The organism is Arthrobacter sp. 35W (assembly GCF_000482545.1).
Classification (GTDB): domain Bacteria; phylum Actinomycetota; class Actinomycetes; order Actinomycetales; family Micrococcaceae; genus Specibacter.
On the sequence record NZ_KI519455.1, the window covers coordinates 1,366,616 to 1,382,890 of the forward strand.

15 protein-coding genes are annotated in these 16,275 nt (G+C 66.4%); 8 read left to right on the forward strand and 7 right to left on the reverse strand.

What is annotated here, in order from left to right; all coding sequences use genetic code 11:
- The first annotated feature begins 56 nt into the window (after window positions 1-56).
- Complete coding sequence (locus tag K254_RS0118315) at window positions 57-1,979, forward strand: FAD-binding monooxygenase (RefSeq protein ID WP_026556578.1); 1,923 nt, start codon at window positions 57-59, stop codon at window positions 1,977-1,979.
- 36 nt (window positions 1,980-2,015) lie between these two features.
- On the opposite strand, the gene K254_RS0118320 is transcribed toward K254_RS0118315, so the two are convergent.
- On the reverse strand, window positions 2,016-2,912 hold the full coding sequence (locus K254_RS0118320) for an EamA family transporter (protein ID WP_026556579.1): 897 nt from the start codon (window positions 2,910-2,912) through the stop codon (window positions 2,016-2,018).
- Window positions 2,913-2,957: 45 nt separating this feature from the next.
- On the opposite strand from K254_RS0118320, the gene K254_RS0118325 reads away from it, so the two are divergent.
- Window positions 2,958-3,458 carry a MarR family winged helix-turn-helix transcriptional regulator gene (locus K254_RS0118325; RefSeq protein WP_026556580.1) on the forward strand — a complete coding sequence of 167 codons (501 nt, stop codon included), beginning with the start codon at window positions 2,958-2,960 and terminating at the stop codon, window positions 3,456-3,458.
- Window positions 3,459-3,505: 47 nt separating this feature from the next.
- Here the strand turns inward: K254_RS0118325 and K254_RS24100 are convergent, their stop codons facing one another.
- On the reverse strand, window positions 3,506-4,810 hold the full coding sequence (locus K254_RS24100) for a uracil-xanthine permease family protein (protein ID WP_051389378.1): 1,305 nt from the start codon (window positions 4,808-4,810) through the stop codon (window positions 3,506-3,508).
- 235 nt (window positions 4,811-5,045) lie between these two features.
- Here K254_RS24100 and K254_RS0118335 point away from each other — a divergent pair, with 235 nt between their 5' ends.
- Window positions 5,046-6,209 (forward strand): ATP-binding protein, encoded by a 1,164-nt coding sequence (locus tag K254_RS0118335; protein WP_026556581.1) that lies wholly within the window; start codon window positions 5,046-5,048, stop codon window positions 6,207-6,209.
- A gap of 13 nt (window positions 6,210-6,222) precedes the next feature.
- Here K254_RS0118335 and K254_RS0118340 read toward each other — a convergent pair whose 3' ends face one another.
- Entirely contained in the window at window positions 6,223-6,531 is a 309-nt protein-coding gene (locus tag K254_RS0118340) for an ArsR/SmtB family transcription factor (RefSeq protein WP_026556582.1), read from the reverse strand.
- 53 nt (window positions 6,532-6,584) lie between these two features.
- On the opposite strand from K254_RS0118340, the gene K254_RS0118345 reads away from it, so the two are divergent.
- Complete coding sequence (locus K254_RS0118345; protein WP_026556583.1) at window positions 6,585-7,511, forward strand: cation diffusion facilitator family transporter; 927 nt, start codon at window positions 6,585-6,587, stop codon at window positions 7,509-7,511.
- 98 nt (window positions 7,512-7,609) lie between these two features.
- Here the strand turns inward: K254_RS0118345 and pgm are convergent, their stop codons facing one another.
- On the reverse strand, window positions 7,610-9,271 hold the full coding sequence (gene pgm, locus K254_RS0118350; RefSeq protein ID WP_026556584.1) for a phosphoglucomutase (alpha-D-glucose-1,6-bisphosphate-dependent): 1,662 nt from the start codon (window positions 9,269-9,271) through the stop codon (window positions 7,610-7,612).
- Between the two features lie 198 nt (window positions 9,272-9,469).
- On the opposite strand from pgm, the gene K254_RS25005 reads away from it, so the two are divergent.
- Window positions 9,470-10,180 carry a DUF4190 domain-containing protein gene (locus K254_RS25005; RefSeq protein WP_051389379.1) on the forward strand — a complete coding sequence of 237 codons (711 nt, stop codon included), beginning with the start codon at window positions 9,470-9,472 and terminating at the stop codon, window positions 10,178-10,180.
- Between the two features lie 125 nt (window positions 10,181-10,305).
- On the opposite strand, the gene K254_RS0118360 is transcribed toward K254_RS25005, so the two are convergent.
- Window positions 10,306-11,772, reverse strand: a complete 1,467-nt coding sequence (locus tag K254_RS0118360) for a peptide MFS transporter (RefSeq protein WP_231391903.1) — start codon at window positions 11,770-11,772, stop codon at window positions 10,306-10,308.
- Between the two features lie 103 nt (window positions 11,773-11,875).
- Here K254_RS0118360 and K254_RS0118365 point away from each other — a divergent pair, with 103 nt between their 5' ends.
- The gene (locus K254_RS0118365; protein WP_026556586.1) at window positions 11,876-12,202 is read left to right on the forward strand and encodes a rhodanese-like domain-containing protein; all 327 of its coding nucleotides are present in this window, start codon (window positions 11,876-11,878) and stop codon (window positions 12,200-12,202) included.
- Between the two features lie 154 nt (window positions 12,203-12,356).
- Window positions 12,357-12,527, forward strand: a complete 171-nt coding sequence (locus tag K254_RS25825) for a hypothetical protein (RefSeq protein ID WP_155848623.1) — start codon at window positions 12,357-12,359, stop codon at window positions 12,525-12,527.
- Window positions 12,528-12,536: 9 nt separating this feature from the next.
- Here K254_RS25825 and K254_RS0118375 read toward each other — a convergent pair whose 3' ends face one another.
- Entirely contained in the window at window positions 12,537-13,598 is a 1,062-nt protein-coding gene (locus tag K254_RS0118375) for a diacylglycerol/lipid kinase family protein (RefSeq protein WP_026556587.1), read from the reverse strand.
- 51 nt (window positions 13,599-13,649) lie between these two features.
- Between K254_RS0118375 and serS the strand changes: the two genes are divergently transcribed.
- Window positions 13,650-14,942, forward strand: a complete 1,293-nt coding sequence (serS, locus tag K254_RS0118380; RefSeq protein WP_026556588.1) for a serine--tRNA ligase — start codon at window positions 13,650-13,652, stop codon at window positions 14,940-14,942.
- Window positions 14,943-15,031: 89 nt separating this feature from the next.
- Here serS and K254_RS25830 read toward each other — a convergent pair whose 3' ends face one another.
- A complete protein-coding gene (locus K254_RS25830) occupies window positions 15,032-16,024 on the reverse strand; it encodes a hypothetical protein (RefSeq protein ID WP_155848624.1) in 993 nt (330 codons plus the stop codon).
- Window positions 16,025-16,275 lie beyond the last annotated feature (251 nt).

A 16,275-nucleotide genomic window follows, 5' to 3' on the forward strand; every position in this document is an offset into this window, starting at 1 on the left:
CCATCGGCAATACGCCGGTGGCGGCGGGCCACGACACAACGAAGTGAGGACAGCCCGTGCAGTTCCACCACCACGGTTACGTATCCGGTGACCCGCGCGTCCAGCCGGCCGCCGGCGTCGGCATCGACCGGCCCGCGGAGCTCCCCGACGAGGTTGACGTGCTCATTGTGGGCACCGGGCCGGCCGGGATGCTCACGGCGGCGCAGCTGTCCCAATTCCCCAACGTCACCACGCGGATTGTCGAGCGCCGCGGCGGGCGGCTCGCCATCGGCCAGGCCGATGGCATCCAGGCCCGCAGTGTGGAGACCTTCCAAGCTTTTGGTTTCGCCGAAAGGATCATCGCCGAGGCGTACCGCATCACCGAGATGGCCTTCTGGAAGCCGGACCACCAGGACCACACCCGCATTGTCCGCGCCGCCCGCCCCGTGGATGATCCGACAGGCATCAGCGAGTTTCCGCACCTCATCGTGAACCAGGCGCGGGTGCTGGACTACTTCGCAGAATTCATGGCGGATGCGCCCACCCGCATGTCGCCCGACTACGGCCTGGAGTTCCACTCGCTTGAGGTCGACGGCGAGGGGGAGCACCCCGTCACCGTGACCCTCCTGCACACCGCCGGCCCCGATGAGGGCCAGCTGCGCACGGTCCGGGCGAAGTATGTGGTGGGGGCCGACGGCGCCCGGAGCAAGGTGCGCGAGGCCATTGGCTGCACAATGGCCGGAGACCAGGCCAACCATGCCTGGGGGGTCATGGATGTCCTCGCCGTCACGGACTTCCCCGACATCCGCACGAAGTGCGCCATCCAGTCCGGCGAAGGCGGCAGCATCCTGTTGATCCCGCGCGAGGGCGGCCACCTTTTCCGCATGTATGTCGACCTGGGCGAGGTCGACCCGCAGAACCATCATGCCGTGCGCAGCACCACCCTCGAGGAGATCATCGACAAGGCGAACAAGATCATGCATCCCTACACGCTTGACGTGCGCAACGTCCCCTGGCATAGCGTGTACGAGGTGGGGCACCGTCTCACCGACAGGTTCGACGACGTCCGCCCCGAAGAGCTGGGCATCCGGACACCGCGCGTCTTCATCGCAGGCGATGCCTGCCACACTCACAGTGCCAAGGCCGGCCAGGGCATGAACGTCTCCATGCAGGATGGCTTCAATCTGGGCTGGAAGCTGGGGCATGTGCTCGAGGGCCGCAGTCCGGAGAGCCTGCTCTCGACGTATTCGGCCGAGCGGCAGGTGGTCGCGAAGAACCTCATCGATTTCGACAAGGAGTGGTCGACGATGATGGCGAAGAAGCCGGAGGAATTCAACAGCCCCTCCGAGCTGGAGGACTTCTACGTCAGCACCGCTGAGTTCCCGGCCGGATTCATGACCCAGTACGCCCCATCCATGATCATCGCCGGGCCCACGCACCAGGATCTGGCCACCGGCTTCCCGATCGGCAAGCGCTTCAAGTCAGCGCCTGTCGTGCGGGTGTGCGACGCCAACCCGGTCCATCTGGGCCACCATGCGACGGCGGATGGCCGCTGGCGCATCTATGTATTCGCCGACGGGGCGGCGCCTGCAACTGCGCAGCCCCAGACCGTGCAGCCCCAAGCGCCGTCGGCCGTTGAAGAACTTGCCGAGTGGCTCGCCGCCGCACCGGATTCGCCCCTCGCCGCAACTCCCGAGGGGATCGATCCGAATGCGTGGTTCGACGTGTTGGTCATCTACCAGCAGGACCACACGAACATCGACATCGGGGCCGTCTCCGCCGTGTTCAAACCGCAGGTCGGCCCGTTCCAGCTCACCGACTACGAGCGGGTCTACGCCATGGACCCGGCGGCGGACATCTTCGACCTGCGCGGACTGGACCGCGGCGGCGTCGTCGTCGTTGTCCGGCCGGACCAGTACGTGGCCAATGTGCTGCCACTGGCCGCGACGGCGGAGCTCGGCGCGTTTTTCGCGGGCCTGCTGAACGGCAGCGGGCACTAGCGGGCGCTGCCGCCGGCCCAACCGGGGCTGGTGGAATCACGTGCGGCCCGCGGCCTGCGGCTCCTTCGCTGGGGCCCTCTGGCGCTGGGGCGCGAGCACTGAGGCCAGCGCCCCAAGGATGATGGCAGCCCCGAGCACTTGGCTCCATGAGAGCGCCTGTCCGAGCGCGGCCCAGCCGAGCAGCACCGCAACGAGCGGGCTGAGCAGGCCCAGGAACGACGTCGAGCCGACGGGCAGCAGGGCGATCCCGCGGAACCACAGGGCGTAGGCCAGGGCCGTGCCGACGACGGCGAGGTAGGCGAAGCCTGCAAGGTTGGCTAGTGTGGGCGGCTCGGCGGGCAGTCCCTCGACCAGCAGGAGCGCGGGCAGCAGCAGGATCCCGCCACTGGTCAGCTGCCATGCGGTCAGGGCCAGCGGCGACTCCGGCCGCCCCCATTTCTTGCTCAGCACCACGCCCGCTGCCATCGATGCCGCGCCGCCCAGTGCGGCCAGCACCCCCATCGCATCCAGGCGGGCCTGGGCCCCGAGCACGAGGATGCCGACGCCGGCCACGCCCGCAGCCCCCGCCAGAATCTGCCGGCTGCGCAGCCGCTCGCCCAGGAACCGGCTGGCCAGCACCGTGAGGATCAATGGCTGCACGGCGCCCACGGTGGCGGCCACCCCGCCGGGCAGCAGGTAGGCGGCCACGAAGAGCAGGGCGAAGAAGGCTCCGATGTTCAGCAGGCCCAACACGGCCGATTTCCACCACCATGCCCCATGCGGCAGCTTCCGGGTGATGGCCAGCAGGATCAGTCCGGCGGGAAGGGCGCGGGCCGCGGCGTCGAGCAGGGGCGTGCCGGGTGGCAGGAATTGGCTGGTGACGATGTAGGTCGATCCCCAGGTGATGGGCGCGACGGCGGTTGCTGCGAGGATGAGGACTCTTTTGCTAAGCACTTAGCGATAATAGCTAAGTGCTTAGCAAATTGCTAGAGTGGCACCATGACCGATGCAGTCGATAGGATTCTTGGCCAGTGGCACCGCGAGCGGCCCGATCTGGATGTTTCGCCCATGGCCATCATTGGCCGGATGACCCGCACCATGAACGCTGCGGAGGCGCAGCTGGCCGGCACCTTCGCCCGGCATGGGCTCGACTCCGGATCGTTCGATGTGCTGGCCACGCTGCTGCGCTCGGGCAGCCCCTATGCGCTGAACCCGGCGGCCCTGGCGTCGTCGGCGATGGTCACCTCCAGCGCCATCGCCCAGCGGCTGAACAAGCTGGCCGACCGCGGCCTGGTGGCCCGGTCCAAGGACCCCGGTGACAAGCGCGGCACGGTGGTGACCCTGACGGCCGAGGGCAAAGCTCTGGTGGAGCGTGTTCTTCCGGACCATTTGGCCACGGAGCGGTCCCTCATTGCGGGGCTGGATGCCACGGAACAGGAGCAGTTCATTGAGCTGCTGGGCCGCATCGAGGCCAACGCAACCAACGCAACCAACGCCTAGGCCGCGCGTTCGCCCTTAAACGCCGGTTGGGATCGACATGGGCGGAGCTAGTGCGCGGCGGGTTCGGTTTCCGGCACCTCGGCGCCGACGGCGGTGCCGCGCCACTTCGCCAGGGCGTTCATGCCGTGGTAGATCACCAGGGCCGCGGCGGTGCCCAGGGCGATGCCGGCAAACTGCAGCTGGCCGATGGTCCAGGTGTAGTCGGCGATGCCGATGATCAGTGCGACGGCGGCGGTGGTCAGGTTGACCTGGTTGGAGAAGCTGACCTTGTTCTGCACCCAGATGCGCACACCCAGCACGCCGATCATGCCGTAGAGCAGCGTTGCGGCGCCGCCCAGCACGCCCGGCGGCACGGTGGCGATCAGCGCACCGAACTTGGGGGAGAAGCTCAGCACCAGGGCTGCGATGGCTGCCACCCAGTAGGCGGCGGTGGAGTAGACCTTGGTGGCGGCCATGACGCCGATGTTCTCCGCGTAGGTGGTGGTGCCGGAGCCGCCGCCAAACCCGGCCAGCGTGGTGGCAATGCCGTCGGAGATGAGGGCGCGGCCGGCGTACGGGTCAAGGTTCTTGCCGGTCATCAGCGCCACGGACTTCACGTGGCCGATGTTTTCTGCGACAAGCACCAGCACTACAGGGACAAAGAGGCCGACGACGGCGATGTGGAACGTGGGCGTCTGGAACTGCGGCAAGCCGATCCATGCGGCGGCGTCAATGGTGGAGAAGTCCACCTCGCCGCGCAGCAGGGCCACCAGGTAGCCCACCACGACGCCCACCAGGATGGACAACCGGCCCAGAATGCCGCGGAACAGCACGCTGACCAGGATGATGACCACCAGCGTGATGGCCGCCGTCACGGGCGCCGCTACAAAGTTGTTCTTGGCCGCCGGCGCCAGGTTCAGGCCGATGAGGGCCACGATGGTGCCGGTGACGGCCGGGGGCATGAGCTTGTTGATCCAGCCCGCGCCGAACTTCTGCACCACCAGGCCGATGATGGCCAGGACGACGCCGGCCATCACCACGCCGCCGAGGGCGCCGCTGACGCCGAACTCCTGCTGCGAGGCCATGATGGGGGCGATGAAGGCGAAGCTGGAGCCCAGGTAGCTGGGGACCTTGCCGCGCGTCAGCACCAGGAACAGGAGGGTGCCGATGCCGGAGAAGAACAAGGTGGTGGCCGGCGGCATGCCGGTGATGATCGGCACCAGGAAGGTGGCGCCGAACATGGCCACCACATGCTGCAGGCCGATGCCGATGGTGCGCGGCCAGCTCAGGCGCTCGCCGGGGGAGACCACTTCGCCGGGGTGGATGGTTTTGCCGTCCCCGTGGACGGTCCAATTGGTTCCCAACAAGCTCATATGTCTCTGCCTCTCATGTGCCGCGCAAGGTGCAGGGCCACGGACAAGAATATCGGTCGTCAGATGTTCGATAGGCGGCAACTGCGGGCAGCCAAGCGCGCGGGACTGCCGATGGCACGTCCCGACATGGTCCGGGAACGCTGGAGAAATCACTCCTGTTGCAATGTCTACAGAAATCTAAGTATATGTAGTAAATTGCTATACCCAGGCAGATTTTGCTAGATCAGGAGGCCCGATGGATCCCGTGCACAACCCATATTCGCCAGGGGCAGGCCGCAAGCCCGCTGCACTCGTCGGGCGAGACCAGCCCCGGGCGAATTGGAAGGTTGCCCTGGACAGGGTGGAAATTGGCAAGTCGGCCCAGCCGTTCGTGCTGTACGGACTCCGGGGTGTCGGCAAGACGGTGCTGTTGTCCGATTTCCGAAGGGCAGCAACCCGACGCGATTGGATTGTCGCGCAAGTTGAGGCGGGAGCGGGGAAGTCGCTGCGGGAGGCGCTCGGCGAAGCCCTGCACGCTTCGCTGGCCGACCTTGCGCGCCCATCCGCGGGGCGGCGTCTTATGAAGGCGCTCAAGACGGCGGTCAGTTTCAAAGCATCCTACGATTCGACTGGAACCTGGAACTTCGGTGTCGACCTGGCAGGTGCCTCCGGCGGGGGTGCGGACACCGGAGTTCTTGAGACTGACCTTCGCAAACTCATCCACGACTTGGCCGCGGCGGCCCAGGAGGAAGGGGTTGGCCTGGCCATCCTGATCGATGAAGCACAAGACCTCAACCACTCGGAATTGGTGGCCATTTGTGCAATCGCGCACGCTGCGGCCCAGGACGAATGGAGCGTGCTCTTTGCCCTCGCCGGCCTGCCGAGCCTGCCCCGGGTGCTTGCGGAAGCAAAGTCCTACGCCGAGCGGTTCAACTACGAAAAGATCGAAGAGCTCCGCGGCGCCGTCGCCTCAGAGGCGTTGACCAAGCCTGCGGCCGAAGAGGATGTCATCTGGGACGATGCGGCCGTGGGGCTCATCGTCAAGGAAAGTGCAGGGTATCCGTATTTCTTGCAGCAATATGGCCAGGATGCGTGGAATGCTGCTGCCGGCTCCAAAATAACCTATGACGATGCTCGGGTCGGTGCGGCCAGCGGTAGGGCAGCGTTGGATAGTGGGTTCTTTCGAGCCCGCTGGGACCGCGCCACAAGAGCCGAACAGAGCTATCTTCGCGCGATGGCCGAAGACGGTGACGCTGGGAGTTCCTCGGGGGAAATCGCCGCGCGGCTTGGTCGGAGCTCGGCCAGTTTTGGTCCTGCACGTGCCAACCTGATTGCCAAAGGCCTTGTCTACGCGCCCGAGCATGGGGTTATCGCCTTCACAGTGCCTGGGATGGCGGGATTCATCACGCGGCAGAGCTGAACATTTCCTGCCGTCAGTGCGGCTGGTGGCCCTCGCTGGCCTGCAGTGCCAAGCCCAGCAGATCGTGCAATGCGTGCGCCAGGCCGGGGTGGGCCAGCTCGTAGCGCGAGCGGCGCCCCTCCGGAGCCACGCAGACCAGGCCGCAGTCGCGCAGGCAGGCCAAGTGGTTGGACATGCTCTGGCGTGAGACGGCGAACTTCTCCGCAAGCGCGGCCGGGTAGTTGGGGGCCTCGGCAAGATCGATCAGGATCTGGGCCCGCGTCGGATCCGACAGGGCGTAGCCAAAGCGGGCCAGCACGGCGGCGTTGCTAATGGTCTCCATTCTCAATATGGTACACCTGTCGCTGGATTCAGCTTTGGATGTACTATTGACCCATGGCCGGACATGACCACTCACACAGCCATGCGCATGGCGCAGACTCGCACAAGGGCCGCCTTGCCGTGGCCCTTGGCATCACGCTGGCGGTGTTTGTGCTGCAGTTGGTGGGTTCGCTGCTGACCGGCTCCCTGGCCCTGCTGTTCGACTCGGCCCATGTGCTGACCGACGCCGGCGGGCTGGCCATGGCCCTGGTGGCCGCCCGGTTGATGGGCCGCCCGGCCACGGACCGCCGCACCTGGGGCTTTGCGCGGGCCGAGGTGCTGGCCGCCACCGCCCAGGCCGCGGTGCTGCTGGCCGTGGGCCTGGTGGTGCTGGTGGAGGGCGTCCAGCGGCTGTTCCATCCGACCGAGATTGCCTCCACTGAGATGGCCGTCTTCGGCGCCATCGGCCTGCTGGGCAACGTCATCTCCTTGGTGGTGCTATCCGGCGGGCGCGGCAGCAACTTCAATATGCGGGCGGCATTCCTCGAGGTGCTCAACGATGCTCTGGGCTCCGTTGCCGTCATCGTGGCCGCCGCCGTCATCTACTTCACCGGCTGGCTGCAGGCCGACGCCATCGTCGCCATGCTGATCGGCGTGCTGATCCTGCCGCGCACGGTCAAACTGCTGCTGGAAACCATTAACGTGCTGCTGGAATCCACACCCAAGGGGCTGGACCTGGCCTCCATCCGCGAACACATCCTCGGCGTCGACCATGTCCGCGGCGTGCACGATCTGCACGTCAGCCAGATTGCCACCGGGCTGCCGGTGTTGACCGCCCACGTGGTGGTGGATCTGGAATGCTTCCACGACGGGCACGCGCCGCAGATGCTCGACGCGCTGCAGAAATGCGTGGCGGGGCACTTTGCCCTGAGCATCGAGCACTCGACGTTCCAACTCGAACCCGCCGGACACACCGACCACGAGCACGGCCTGCACCACTAGGGCCCGGTGGTCGACGGCGGTGGCCGGGGACGCGGCCGTCTCGCCGGATTTCGGCTCCGCAGGCTCCGCTCAACCAGCGAAGCCTGCGGAGACCCGCGCTAGGAAATGACGCCGTCGACGAGGGCCTTGGCCTCGGCCTGCACCAGCTTGAGGTGCTCGGCGCCCTTGAAGGACTCGGCGTAGATCTTGTAGACGTCCTCGGTGCCGGAGGGGCGCGCGGCAAACCAGGCGCTTTCCGTGGTCACCTTCAGCCCGCCGATGGACGCGCCGTTGCCCGGAGCCTCCGTCAGCTTGGCGGTGATCGGCTCCCCGGCCAGGGAGGTGGCGGTGACGTCGGCGGCGGAAAGCTTGCCCAGAGCCGCCTTCTGCTCCCGGGTGGCGGCGGCGTCGATGCGCGCGTACGACGGAGCTCCGAAGCGGTCGGTCAGCGCTGAGTAGTGCTGCGAGGGGGTCTTGCCGGTGACGGCGGTGATCTCCGAGGCCAGCAGGGCCAGCAGAATGCCGTCCTTGTCGGTGGTCCACACGGAGCCGTCGCGCTTCACGAACGAAGCGCCAGCGGATTCCTCCCCGCCGAAGACGCCCTCACCGGAGAGCAGCCCGGGTACGAACCACTTGAAGCCCACCGGGACCTCCACCAGCGTGCGGCCCAGGTCCGCTGCCACCCGGTCGATGATGGAGGATGACACCAGCGTCTTGCCGACACCCGCCGTCGTCGGCCACTGGCTGCGGTGCGTGTAGAGGTACTGGATGGCCACGGCCAGATAGTGGTTCGGGTTCATCAGCCCGCCGTCGGGGGTCACGATGCCGTGGCGGTCCGCATCGGCGTCGTTGCCGGTGGCGATGTCGTAGGCCGCCGAGCCGTCGGCGCCGGGTGCCAGCTTGGCGATGAGCGAGGCCATCGCGAAGGGGGAGGAGCAGTCCATGCGGATCTTCTCGTCCCAGTCCAGGGTCATGAAGGCCCACTGCGGGTCGATGGTCGGGTTGACCACCGTCAGGTCCAGATGGTGGCGTTCGCCGATCTCGCCCCAGTAGTCCACGGAGGCGCCGCCCATCGGGTCCGCACCAATGCGCAGGCCGGAGCCGCGGATGGCATCCAGATCCAGCACGGAGGGGAGGTCGTCCACATAGCCGGAGAGGAAATCGAACTTGCCGGTGGTGCCGGCGGCCATCGCCTCGGCCAGCGGCACACGCCGCACGCCGCGCAGGCCGTCGGCCAGCAGCTCGTTGGCGCGGTCCGCGATCCAGCCGGTGGCGTCGGAGTCGGCCGGGCCGCCGTGCGGCGGGTTGTACTTGAAGCCGCCGTCGCCGGGCGGGTTGTGCGAGGGCGTGACGACGATGCCGTCCGCCTGGCCATTGCCTTCGACGCGGCCCCTGTTGTAGCTGAGGATGGCGTGCGAGACGGCAGGGGTGGGGGTGTAGCCGTGGCGTGCGTCGATCATCACGTGCACGCCGTTGCCGGCCAGCACCTCCAGGGCGGTGTTCTGTGCCGGCTCGCTGAGGGCGTGGGTGTCCTTGCCCATGAAGAGCGGGCCGGTGATGCCCTGCCCGTTGCGGTACTCGATGATCGCCTGGGTGATGGCGGCGATGTGCCCCTCGTTGAAGGAGGATTTCAGGCTGGATCCACGGTGCCCGGAGGTGCCGAAGGCCACGCGCTGGGCGGGGTCATCCAGATCCGGCGTGATGTCGTAGTACGCATCCAACAGTGCAGTGAGGTCAACAAGGTCCTGGGGAAGGGCAATAGTGCCCGCGCGGCTAGCCATGCCTCCAGCATGACAGAGCGGGCCCGCTGTTGGCAGCGGGCACCCACAGTGTGGACCTCCATGACGAACGACGTCGTTTGCCGCGGACGTTTCCGGCCCACCCATGCGCCTGAATTCCGTTGCGCTGGGTACGGTGCGGCCGTGGCCTGCTGGCCTAGGATTGAAGTGAAACGCGATTTCATCTATGGGGAGCAGTCAATGACGTACCAGCCAGAACAGCCGGATCCGAACTTGCCGAAGGTTCCGCCGCCCTTTGCCCCGCCGGGCCCGACGCCGGGCCCGACGCCGGAACCCACTCAAGCGCCCACGCCCGGCCAGTCCGCTGGACCGTTCTTCGGCGATGCGCCCACCGACCCCTATGCCAAGCCGGCCTACGACGCTCCGGTCCCGCCGGCCAATCCGTATGGCGCCCCGGAGGCATCGGCCCAGCCGCCTGTGGACCCCTACGGACAGCAGCCCTATGGGCAGCAGCCCGCCGATCCGCAGGCACCGTATGGCCAGCAGCCCTATGGGCAGCCCGGCCAGCCCGGTCCCTACGGACAGCAGCCGTATGCACAGCAGCCCGCACCGTACGGACAGCAGCCCTATGCGCAGCAGCCGTACGGCCAGCCGGCCTACTACGCCCCTGCCTCCACCGGCCCCAAGGCCCTGAGCATCACCTCGATGGTGCTGGGTCTGGCCTCTCTGGTGCTGGGCTTCGGCTTCCTCATCCTGCCCCAGATCGCCGGCATCATCACCGGCCACATGGCGATGAAGAAGGAGGCGCCGCAGGGCAAGGCCTTCTATCTCACCGGCCTGATCAGCAGCTACCTGGCCCTGGTGGGCTATGTGCTGGTCTGGGTGCTGATCATCGTCAGCCTCGCCATCGCTGCCGAACACGGCTACAGCGAGTACACCTACAAGTACTAACCACGCCCAAAGCAAACGGCGGCCCCCACCTCAAAGGTGGGGGCCGCCGTCGTTCAAGGGTGGGCCCACGCTTGCCAGGTTCCCGGAAAATCGCGCCAGCGATTGTCTGGGCCGGCGAGTGGGGACTAGTGGACGCCCGCCATCAGCTTCTTGATGGGCTTGGCGGCCAGCGCCAGCACCACACCGAGGGCGATTGCGACCAGGCCGATGACCGTGAAGTACGGGGCGTCATTGGCCGAGTCGTAGTACGCGGCGAAGACGCCGGACAGTGCCGTGCCGAGCGAGACCGAGAGGAAGAACAGCGCCACCATCTGGGTCTTGAAGGCCTCGGGGGCCAGCTTCGTGGCCAGCGACAGCCCCACCGGGGACAGCATGAGCTCGGCGATGGTGAAGAGCAGCAGGATGCCGGCCAGGGCCATCAGGGGCACGGCGGCCATGCCGGACAGCGGGATGAAGGCCAGGTAGGCCAGGCCCATGACCACCAGGGCGGTGGCGAACTTGTAAGGCGTGATCGGCTGGCGCGAGCCCAGCTTGGTCCACAGGGCGGCGAATGCACCGGCCAGCAGAATGATGAAGATGGGGTTGATCGACTGGACCCAGGTGGGCGGCATTTCCCAGCCGAAGATCGTCCGGTCCAGGCGCTGGTCCGCATACACGGCCAGCACGGTGAACTGCTGCTGGAACAGCGACCAGAACGCGGCGCTGGCGATGAACAGCGGAATGAAGGAGAACACCCGGCTGCGCTCGGGGCCCTGGAGCTTCTTCGAGGACAGGATCACCACGAAGTAGGCGATGGTGGCGGCCACGACGAAGCCCACGATGACCCACTTGAGGTTCGCTGCCGTGATCAGGCCGGTGGCCACTGCCAGCACAATGAGCACGACGGCGGCGGCGGCAATGGTGCCGACCAGCGTGAACTTGCTGCGGGGGAGCGGGTTGGGCACGTGGTGGGCCGATTCCGGCAGGTTCTTGCGGGTCAGCGCGTACTGGGTCAGGCCCAGTGCCATGCCGACGGCGGCGGCACCGAAGCCGATGTGGAAGCCGAAGTTGACCTGCAGCCAGCCGGTCACCAGCGGGCCGATCAGGCCACCGATGTTGATGCCCATGTAGAAAATGGAGAAGCCCGCATCGCGGCGGTCGTCATTTTCCTTGTAGAGCGTTCCCACCAGGGACGTGGCGTTGGCCTTGAGGCCACCGGAGCCGATGCCCACCAGGATCAGACCGGCGGCGAGTCCCGCAGCGCCGGGCAGGACGGCGAGGGCAATGTGGCCGGCCATGATCAGGATGGCGCTGTAGAACAGCACGCGCTCCGAGCCGAGCAGCCGGTCGGCAACCCAGGCGCCCAGGATGGTGGACAGATACACACCACCGCCGTACGCGCCAACGATGCCCAGAGCGACGGTTTCGTCGATGCCCAGACCGCCCTGCGTGGCGGTGTAGTACATGTAGTAGGCCAGAATGCCCTGCATGCCGTAGAACGAGAAACGCTCCCACAGCTCAACACTGAAGAGGTTCAGGAGCATCTTGGGTTGGCCGAAGAACGACCTGTCTTGGGTTTCTGGGGACTCTTGCCCCGCGATTGTAGGCTTCACAGGCCCAATTTTCGCATCATTACCCGGCTGCGTCACATTTGGGGAAAGGGGCTGGCGATATTCTTAAGGTTCCACCACCGAAAAAACAGGAGAAGTGCACGCCGTGTCCGAGGTTATGAACGTCACCGTAGAGCAGCTGGGCGAAGGCGCCCTGATCCTTGATGTCCGCGAGGACTACGAATGGGAGGCCGGGCATGTTGACGGCGCCCTGCACATCCCCCTGGAGCAACTGCCGGCACGCCTGGAGGAGCTGGACCCCGACGTCGATGTGAACGTCATCTGCCGCACCGGCGGCCGCTCCTTCCGCGCCACCACCTGGCTGACGGAGAACGGCTACAGCGCCTTCAACGTCACGGGCGGCATGGGTGCGTGGCAGGACGCCGAGTTCCCCATGGTTTCCGACAACGGCCAGGCCCCCCGCGTCCTCTAGGACCCCTGCACTGCAACGCCGCGCCCGCTCCCGGAACAGGGGGTGGGCGCAGCTGTTTAATTGGCCCGTCCATCCTCTGTTCGGCGCGGTGCGGCGTGCGTATGCTGTGCATACCCCATGGCGGGGCGGTGGCTCATAGGAAAGGGGATGCGCGATGCCTGCCAACAAGGTAAACGACAGCAATGATGATGGCACCATCGTCAATCCTGGCGCCCAATATGTGCGCGACGATTCGGTGGGGGATTCTGCGGACGAGGCCAATGATCTGCGCTTCGGCGAAGAAGAGACCCTGATCCGCGAACAGAGCCACCACCGGGACGCCTGAGGCCTGCGCCTATTCGGTGGGCGCGGGGACGCGGACCAGCAGGGCCGCCGGCTCCACCGTGACAGTCACATCCGTCGCCTGGCCGGCCGGATCGCCGTCGAGCTGGGTTTCAACAGGCATGGTCGTGCGCACCGTCACCGACTTGGACCGGTAGAAATCGATCACCGGCGGGCCGCCCTTGTGCTGGAACAGGATCTTTCCGCCCATGGCCATCCAGCCTAGGGCGCTGCGGGGGCTGACCACCACCACGTCCAGGACGCCGTCGTCGATCAACGCATTGGGGATGAAGTCGATGCCGCCGGGCAGCAGTCCGCAATTGGCAAACATCACCGAGCGGACCTTGCGCTGCTGGGCCGGGGCGTCGTCCATGGCAATGCTGACCTTCCGTCGGCGACCCACCATGTGGCGCATGCCTGCCTCGGAATATGCCAGCCAGCCAACATGCTTCTTCAGCTGGTCGTTGGTGTCGCCCATGACCTCGGCATCCATGCCCAGACCGGCAATCACCAAAAAGGCATGTTTGCTGGCGGCGCCGGTGACGGCGTTCTCCGTTTCCATCAGGGCGGTGTCGATCCGGCGCTGGTGGCCAAAGAGTGCAGTTTGGACGTTGGAATGGATGTCATTGACGTCCAGGCCGATGTTGCGGGCCAGCAGGTTGCCGGTGCCCAGCGGGATGAGGCCGAGCGGAACGTCGGTGTGCCGCAGCACCTCGCCCACGGCGCGGACGGTGCCATCGCCGCCGCCGGCGATGACGACGTCGGCCCCGTACTCCAGAGCCTGGCGCGCCTGGGCATAGCCGGGGTCCTCGGCGGTGGTTTCAAGGAAGAGCGGCTCGGCCCAGCCGGCCAGCGACGCCGAACGGGTGATGAAGACGCGGGCATCGGCGGCACCGGCCTTGACCGGGTTCAGGATGACGGCGACCTTCTGGCGGCCGAGGTGGACCTTGTGCGGGGACTGGGCGACGGCGCTGCGCGTGTGGCGCTGGGCCAGCTTGCGGACGCCCCACCAACTGAACAGCACGAACAACACGCAGGCGAGCACAATGATGAGGACAACGACCTGAGTTGGCATGGTTCCACCACAATAGCCTGTGCCCGCTGTGCAATTGGATACCCTTAGACGGTGATCGATGTCAGAGACCTCAGCGAAAACCCCGACCGTTACCGAGCCAGCCAGCGTTTGCGCGGCGCCGATGAGTCGGTGGTGGACGCGATCATCTCCGCTGATGCCTCCCGCAAGAGCTCCATCACCGCCTACGAGGCCCTGCGTGCCGAGCAGAATGCATTCGGCAAGAAGGTTGCCGCCGCCAAGGGCGAGGAGAAGCAGGCCCTGCTGGCCGAGGTGAAGGAACTGGCCATCGCGGTCAAGGCCGCCTCCGCCGCCGCCGATGCCGCCGCCGCCGAGCAGGACGCCCTGGTGCGCGCCCTGCCGAACCTCGTGGCCGACGGCGTTCCCGAGGGTGGCGAGGACGACTACGTGGTCCTGAAGACCGTGGGCACGCCCCGCGAATTCCCCGATTTTGAACCGCGCGACCACCTGGAGATCGGCGAGCTCATCGGCGCCATCGACATGGAGCGCGGTGCCAAGGTTTCCGGATCCCGCTTCTACTTCCTCAAGGGCGTTGGCGCGCGCCTGGAGATGGCCCTGCTGCAGCTGGCCATGGACCAGGCCATTGCCGCCGGCTTCACGCCCATGATCACCCCGACGCTGGTGCGCCCGGAGACCATGGCCGGCACCGGCTTCGACGTCAAGCACGACGCCGAGATCTACCGCCTGGCCGAGGACGACCTGTACCTGGTGGGCACCTCCGAGGTGGCCCTGGCCGGCTACCACGGCGATGAAATCATCGATGTGGCCGACGCCCCCATCCGCTACGCCGGCTGGTCCTCCTGCTACCGCCGCGAGGCCGGTTCGCACGGCAAGGACACCCGCGGCATCATCCGCGTGCACCAGTTCAACAAGGTGGAGATGTTCACCTACACCACCGTTGAAGAGGCCGCCGCCGAGCACGATCGCCTGCTGGCCTGGGAAGAAGAGATGCTGGCCAAGGTGGAGCTGCCGTACCGCGTCATCGACACCGCTGCCGGCGATCTGGGCAACTCCGCATCCCGCAAGTTCGACTGCGAGGCGTGGGTCCCCACCCAGGGCGCATACCGCGAGCTGACCTCCACCTCCAACTGCACCACCTACCAGGCGCGCCGCCTGAACATCCGCGAACGCCAGAACGCCGACGAAGGAGGAAAGCCGGGCGGCAAGGGCACCACCCGCGCCGTTGCCACCCTGAACGGCACGCTGGCCACCACGCGCTGGATCGTGGCGATCCTCGAGCACCACCAGAATGCCGACGGCTCGGTCAACGTCCCCGTTGCCCTGCGCAAGTACCTCGGCGGCCTGGAAGTCTTCCCGGTCCTCTAAAGTTCCAAAATCGCGCCTGTTCGTCATTTTCGCGCCCGGTCACCCGGCGCGAAAATGACGAACAGGCGCGATTTTCTTGGGTTGTGGGGTCATTCTGGACGTAGGCCGGCCCTGCGCAGGCGGCGGGAGAGAGCCTCGAGGTCCTTGGCCACGTCCCAATCCCACCGGACAACGCCATAGCCCAGGGCGCGGATCCTGTCCTCCCGATCCTTCTCCGTCACAACTGCCTCTGCCGGGGTGCGTCCGTTGAGAAGTTCGCTGCGCAGATACTTGCCGCGGCCATCGAATTCTCCGACCAGGTTCAAATGCGGCCAATAGAAGTCGGCCCGGGCAGTGAAGCCTCGCCTGTCGGTGATGTCGAATTGCAGTACGGGAGGCGGAAACCCGAGCGCATGGATGTTGGCCCGTGACAGCGATTCACCGGCAGATTCACTCAACGGGTTGGCGAACTCCAAGGCCTCTCCCACCCTCATGCGGCGGCATTTCGGCTTGAAGATGCGGGCGGTGTCCCGAACGTTTTCCATGAATCCGGCCCGTTGCTCCTCCGGAAGCTGGCGCAGGGCGTGGTCGGCGGCAGCAATCGCCTGGGCCCACTCTTCATAGCCAAGCACGTCGGCCAACGTCCGTGCCAGCGATGTTACAGGCGTCCCCGCCAATATTTCCCAGTGGCCGGTGGGAAGGTCTTTCCGCTGCACATGCAGCCCAAACCCATTCCGCCCGCCAAGTCCGCCGCCGTTGCCCGCAGTGGCCACCGTGGCTTTGGACCCACTTCGTTCTGTACGAGATCCCGGGCCCGTGCCATAGGCGAAGATTTCCTGCGGCAGGGACAGCACTGGCAGACCCCACAGGTGCGCCGCCGTCAGCCGTGACAACGCGATCGCAGGATGCGTCAACAGGAGAGCCTCTGCACTGAGGCGGTACCTATTCCACGGGGATGCCGACTGCCAGTCGGCGACGGCGGCGTAAACTCCGCGCTGGAGGCGGACCAGGGATCCGCCGTCGTACTGCCTGTTCAGAACCTTTTCGTTCGCGTGCGCGGCGATCAGGAGGCGAGTCGTTGAAAGCTGTGGAAGTGGGGACATGGACAGCATCGTGGCCCATCCGTATGGCTTAAAACGGGCCAGAACCGCGAATGTGGATAAGCATGGTGAAAATCGCGCCTGTTGATAAGAATCGCGGCCGCGCACCGGGCGCGAAAATGACGAACGGGCGCGGATTTCCAAGGGCCGCGGCGGGGGTTGTGGATAGTTACCCACAGTGGGGAGAAGCTGTGAGTATTTACCCGGTGTTCACCCAGGCTGTGTTCCGGGCTACAGCGCTCTGCCGGGGCCAT

What these genes read in the sequence shown, in the direction of transcription:
- K254_RS0118325 (WP_026556580.1), top strand. Translation starts at nt 2,958, where the DNA reads ATGACCGATGCAGTCGATAGGATTCTTGGCCAGTGGCACCGCGAGCGG.
- K254_RS24100 (WP_051389378.1), bottom strand. Translation starts at nt 4,810, where the DNA reads ATGAGCTTGTTGGGAACCAATTGGACCGTCCACGGGGACGGCAAAACC.
- K254_RS0118335 (WP_026556581.1), top strand. Translation starts at nt 5,046, where the DNA reads ATGGATCCCGTGCACAACCCATATTCGCCAGGGGCAGGCCGCAAGCCC.
- K254_RS0118340 (WP_026556582.1), bottom strand. Translation starts at nt 6,531, where the DNA reads ATGGAGACCATTAGCAACGCCGCCGTGCTGGCCCGCTTTGGCTACGCC.
- K254_RS0118345 (WP_026556583.1), top strand. Translation starts at nt 6,585, where the DNA reads ATGGCCGGACATGACCACTCACACAGCCATGCGCATGGCGCAGACTCG.
- pgm (WP_026556584.1), bottom strand. Translation starts at nt 9,271, where the DNA reads ATGGCTAGCCGCGCGGGCACTATTGCCCTTCCCCAGGACCTTGTTGAC.
- K254_RS25005 (WP_051389379.1), top strand. Translation starts at nt 9,470, where the DNA reads ATGACGTACCAGCCAGAACAGCCGGATCCGAACTTGCCGAAGGTTCCG.
- K254_RS25825 (WP_155848623.1), top strand. Translation starts at nt 12,357, where the DNA reads ATGCCTGCCAACAAGGTAAACGACAGCAATGATGATGGCACCATCGTC.
- K254_RS0118375 (WP_026556587.1), bottom strand. Translation starts at nt 13,598, where the DNA reads ATGCCAACTCAGGTCGTTGTCCTCATCATTGTGCTCGCCTGCGTGTTG.
- K254_RS25830 (WP_155848624.1), bottom strand. Translation starts at nt 16,024, where the DNA reads ATGTCCCCACTTCCACAGCTTTCAACGACTCGCCTCCTGATCGCCGCG.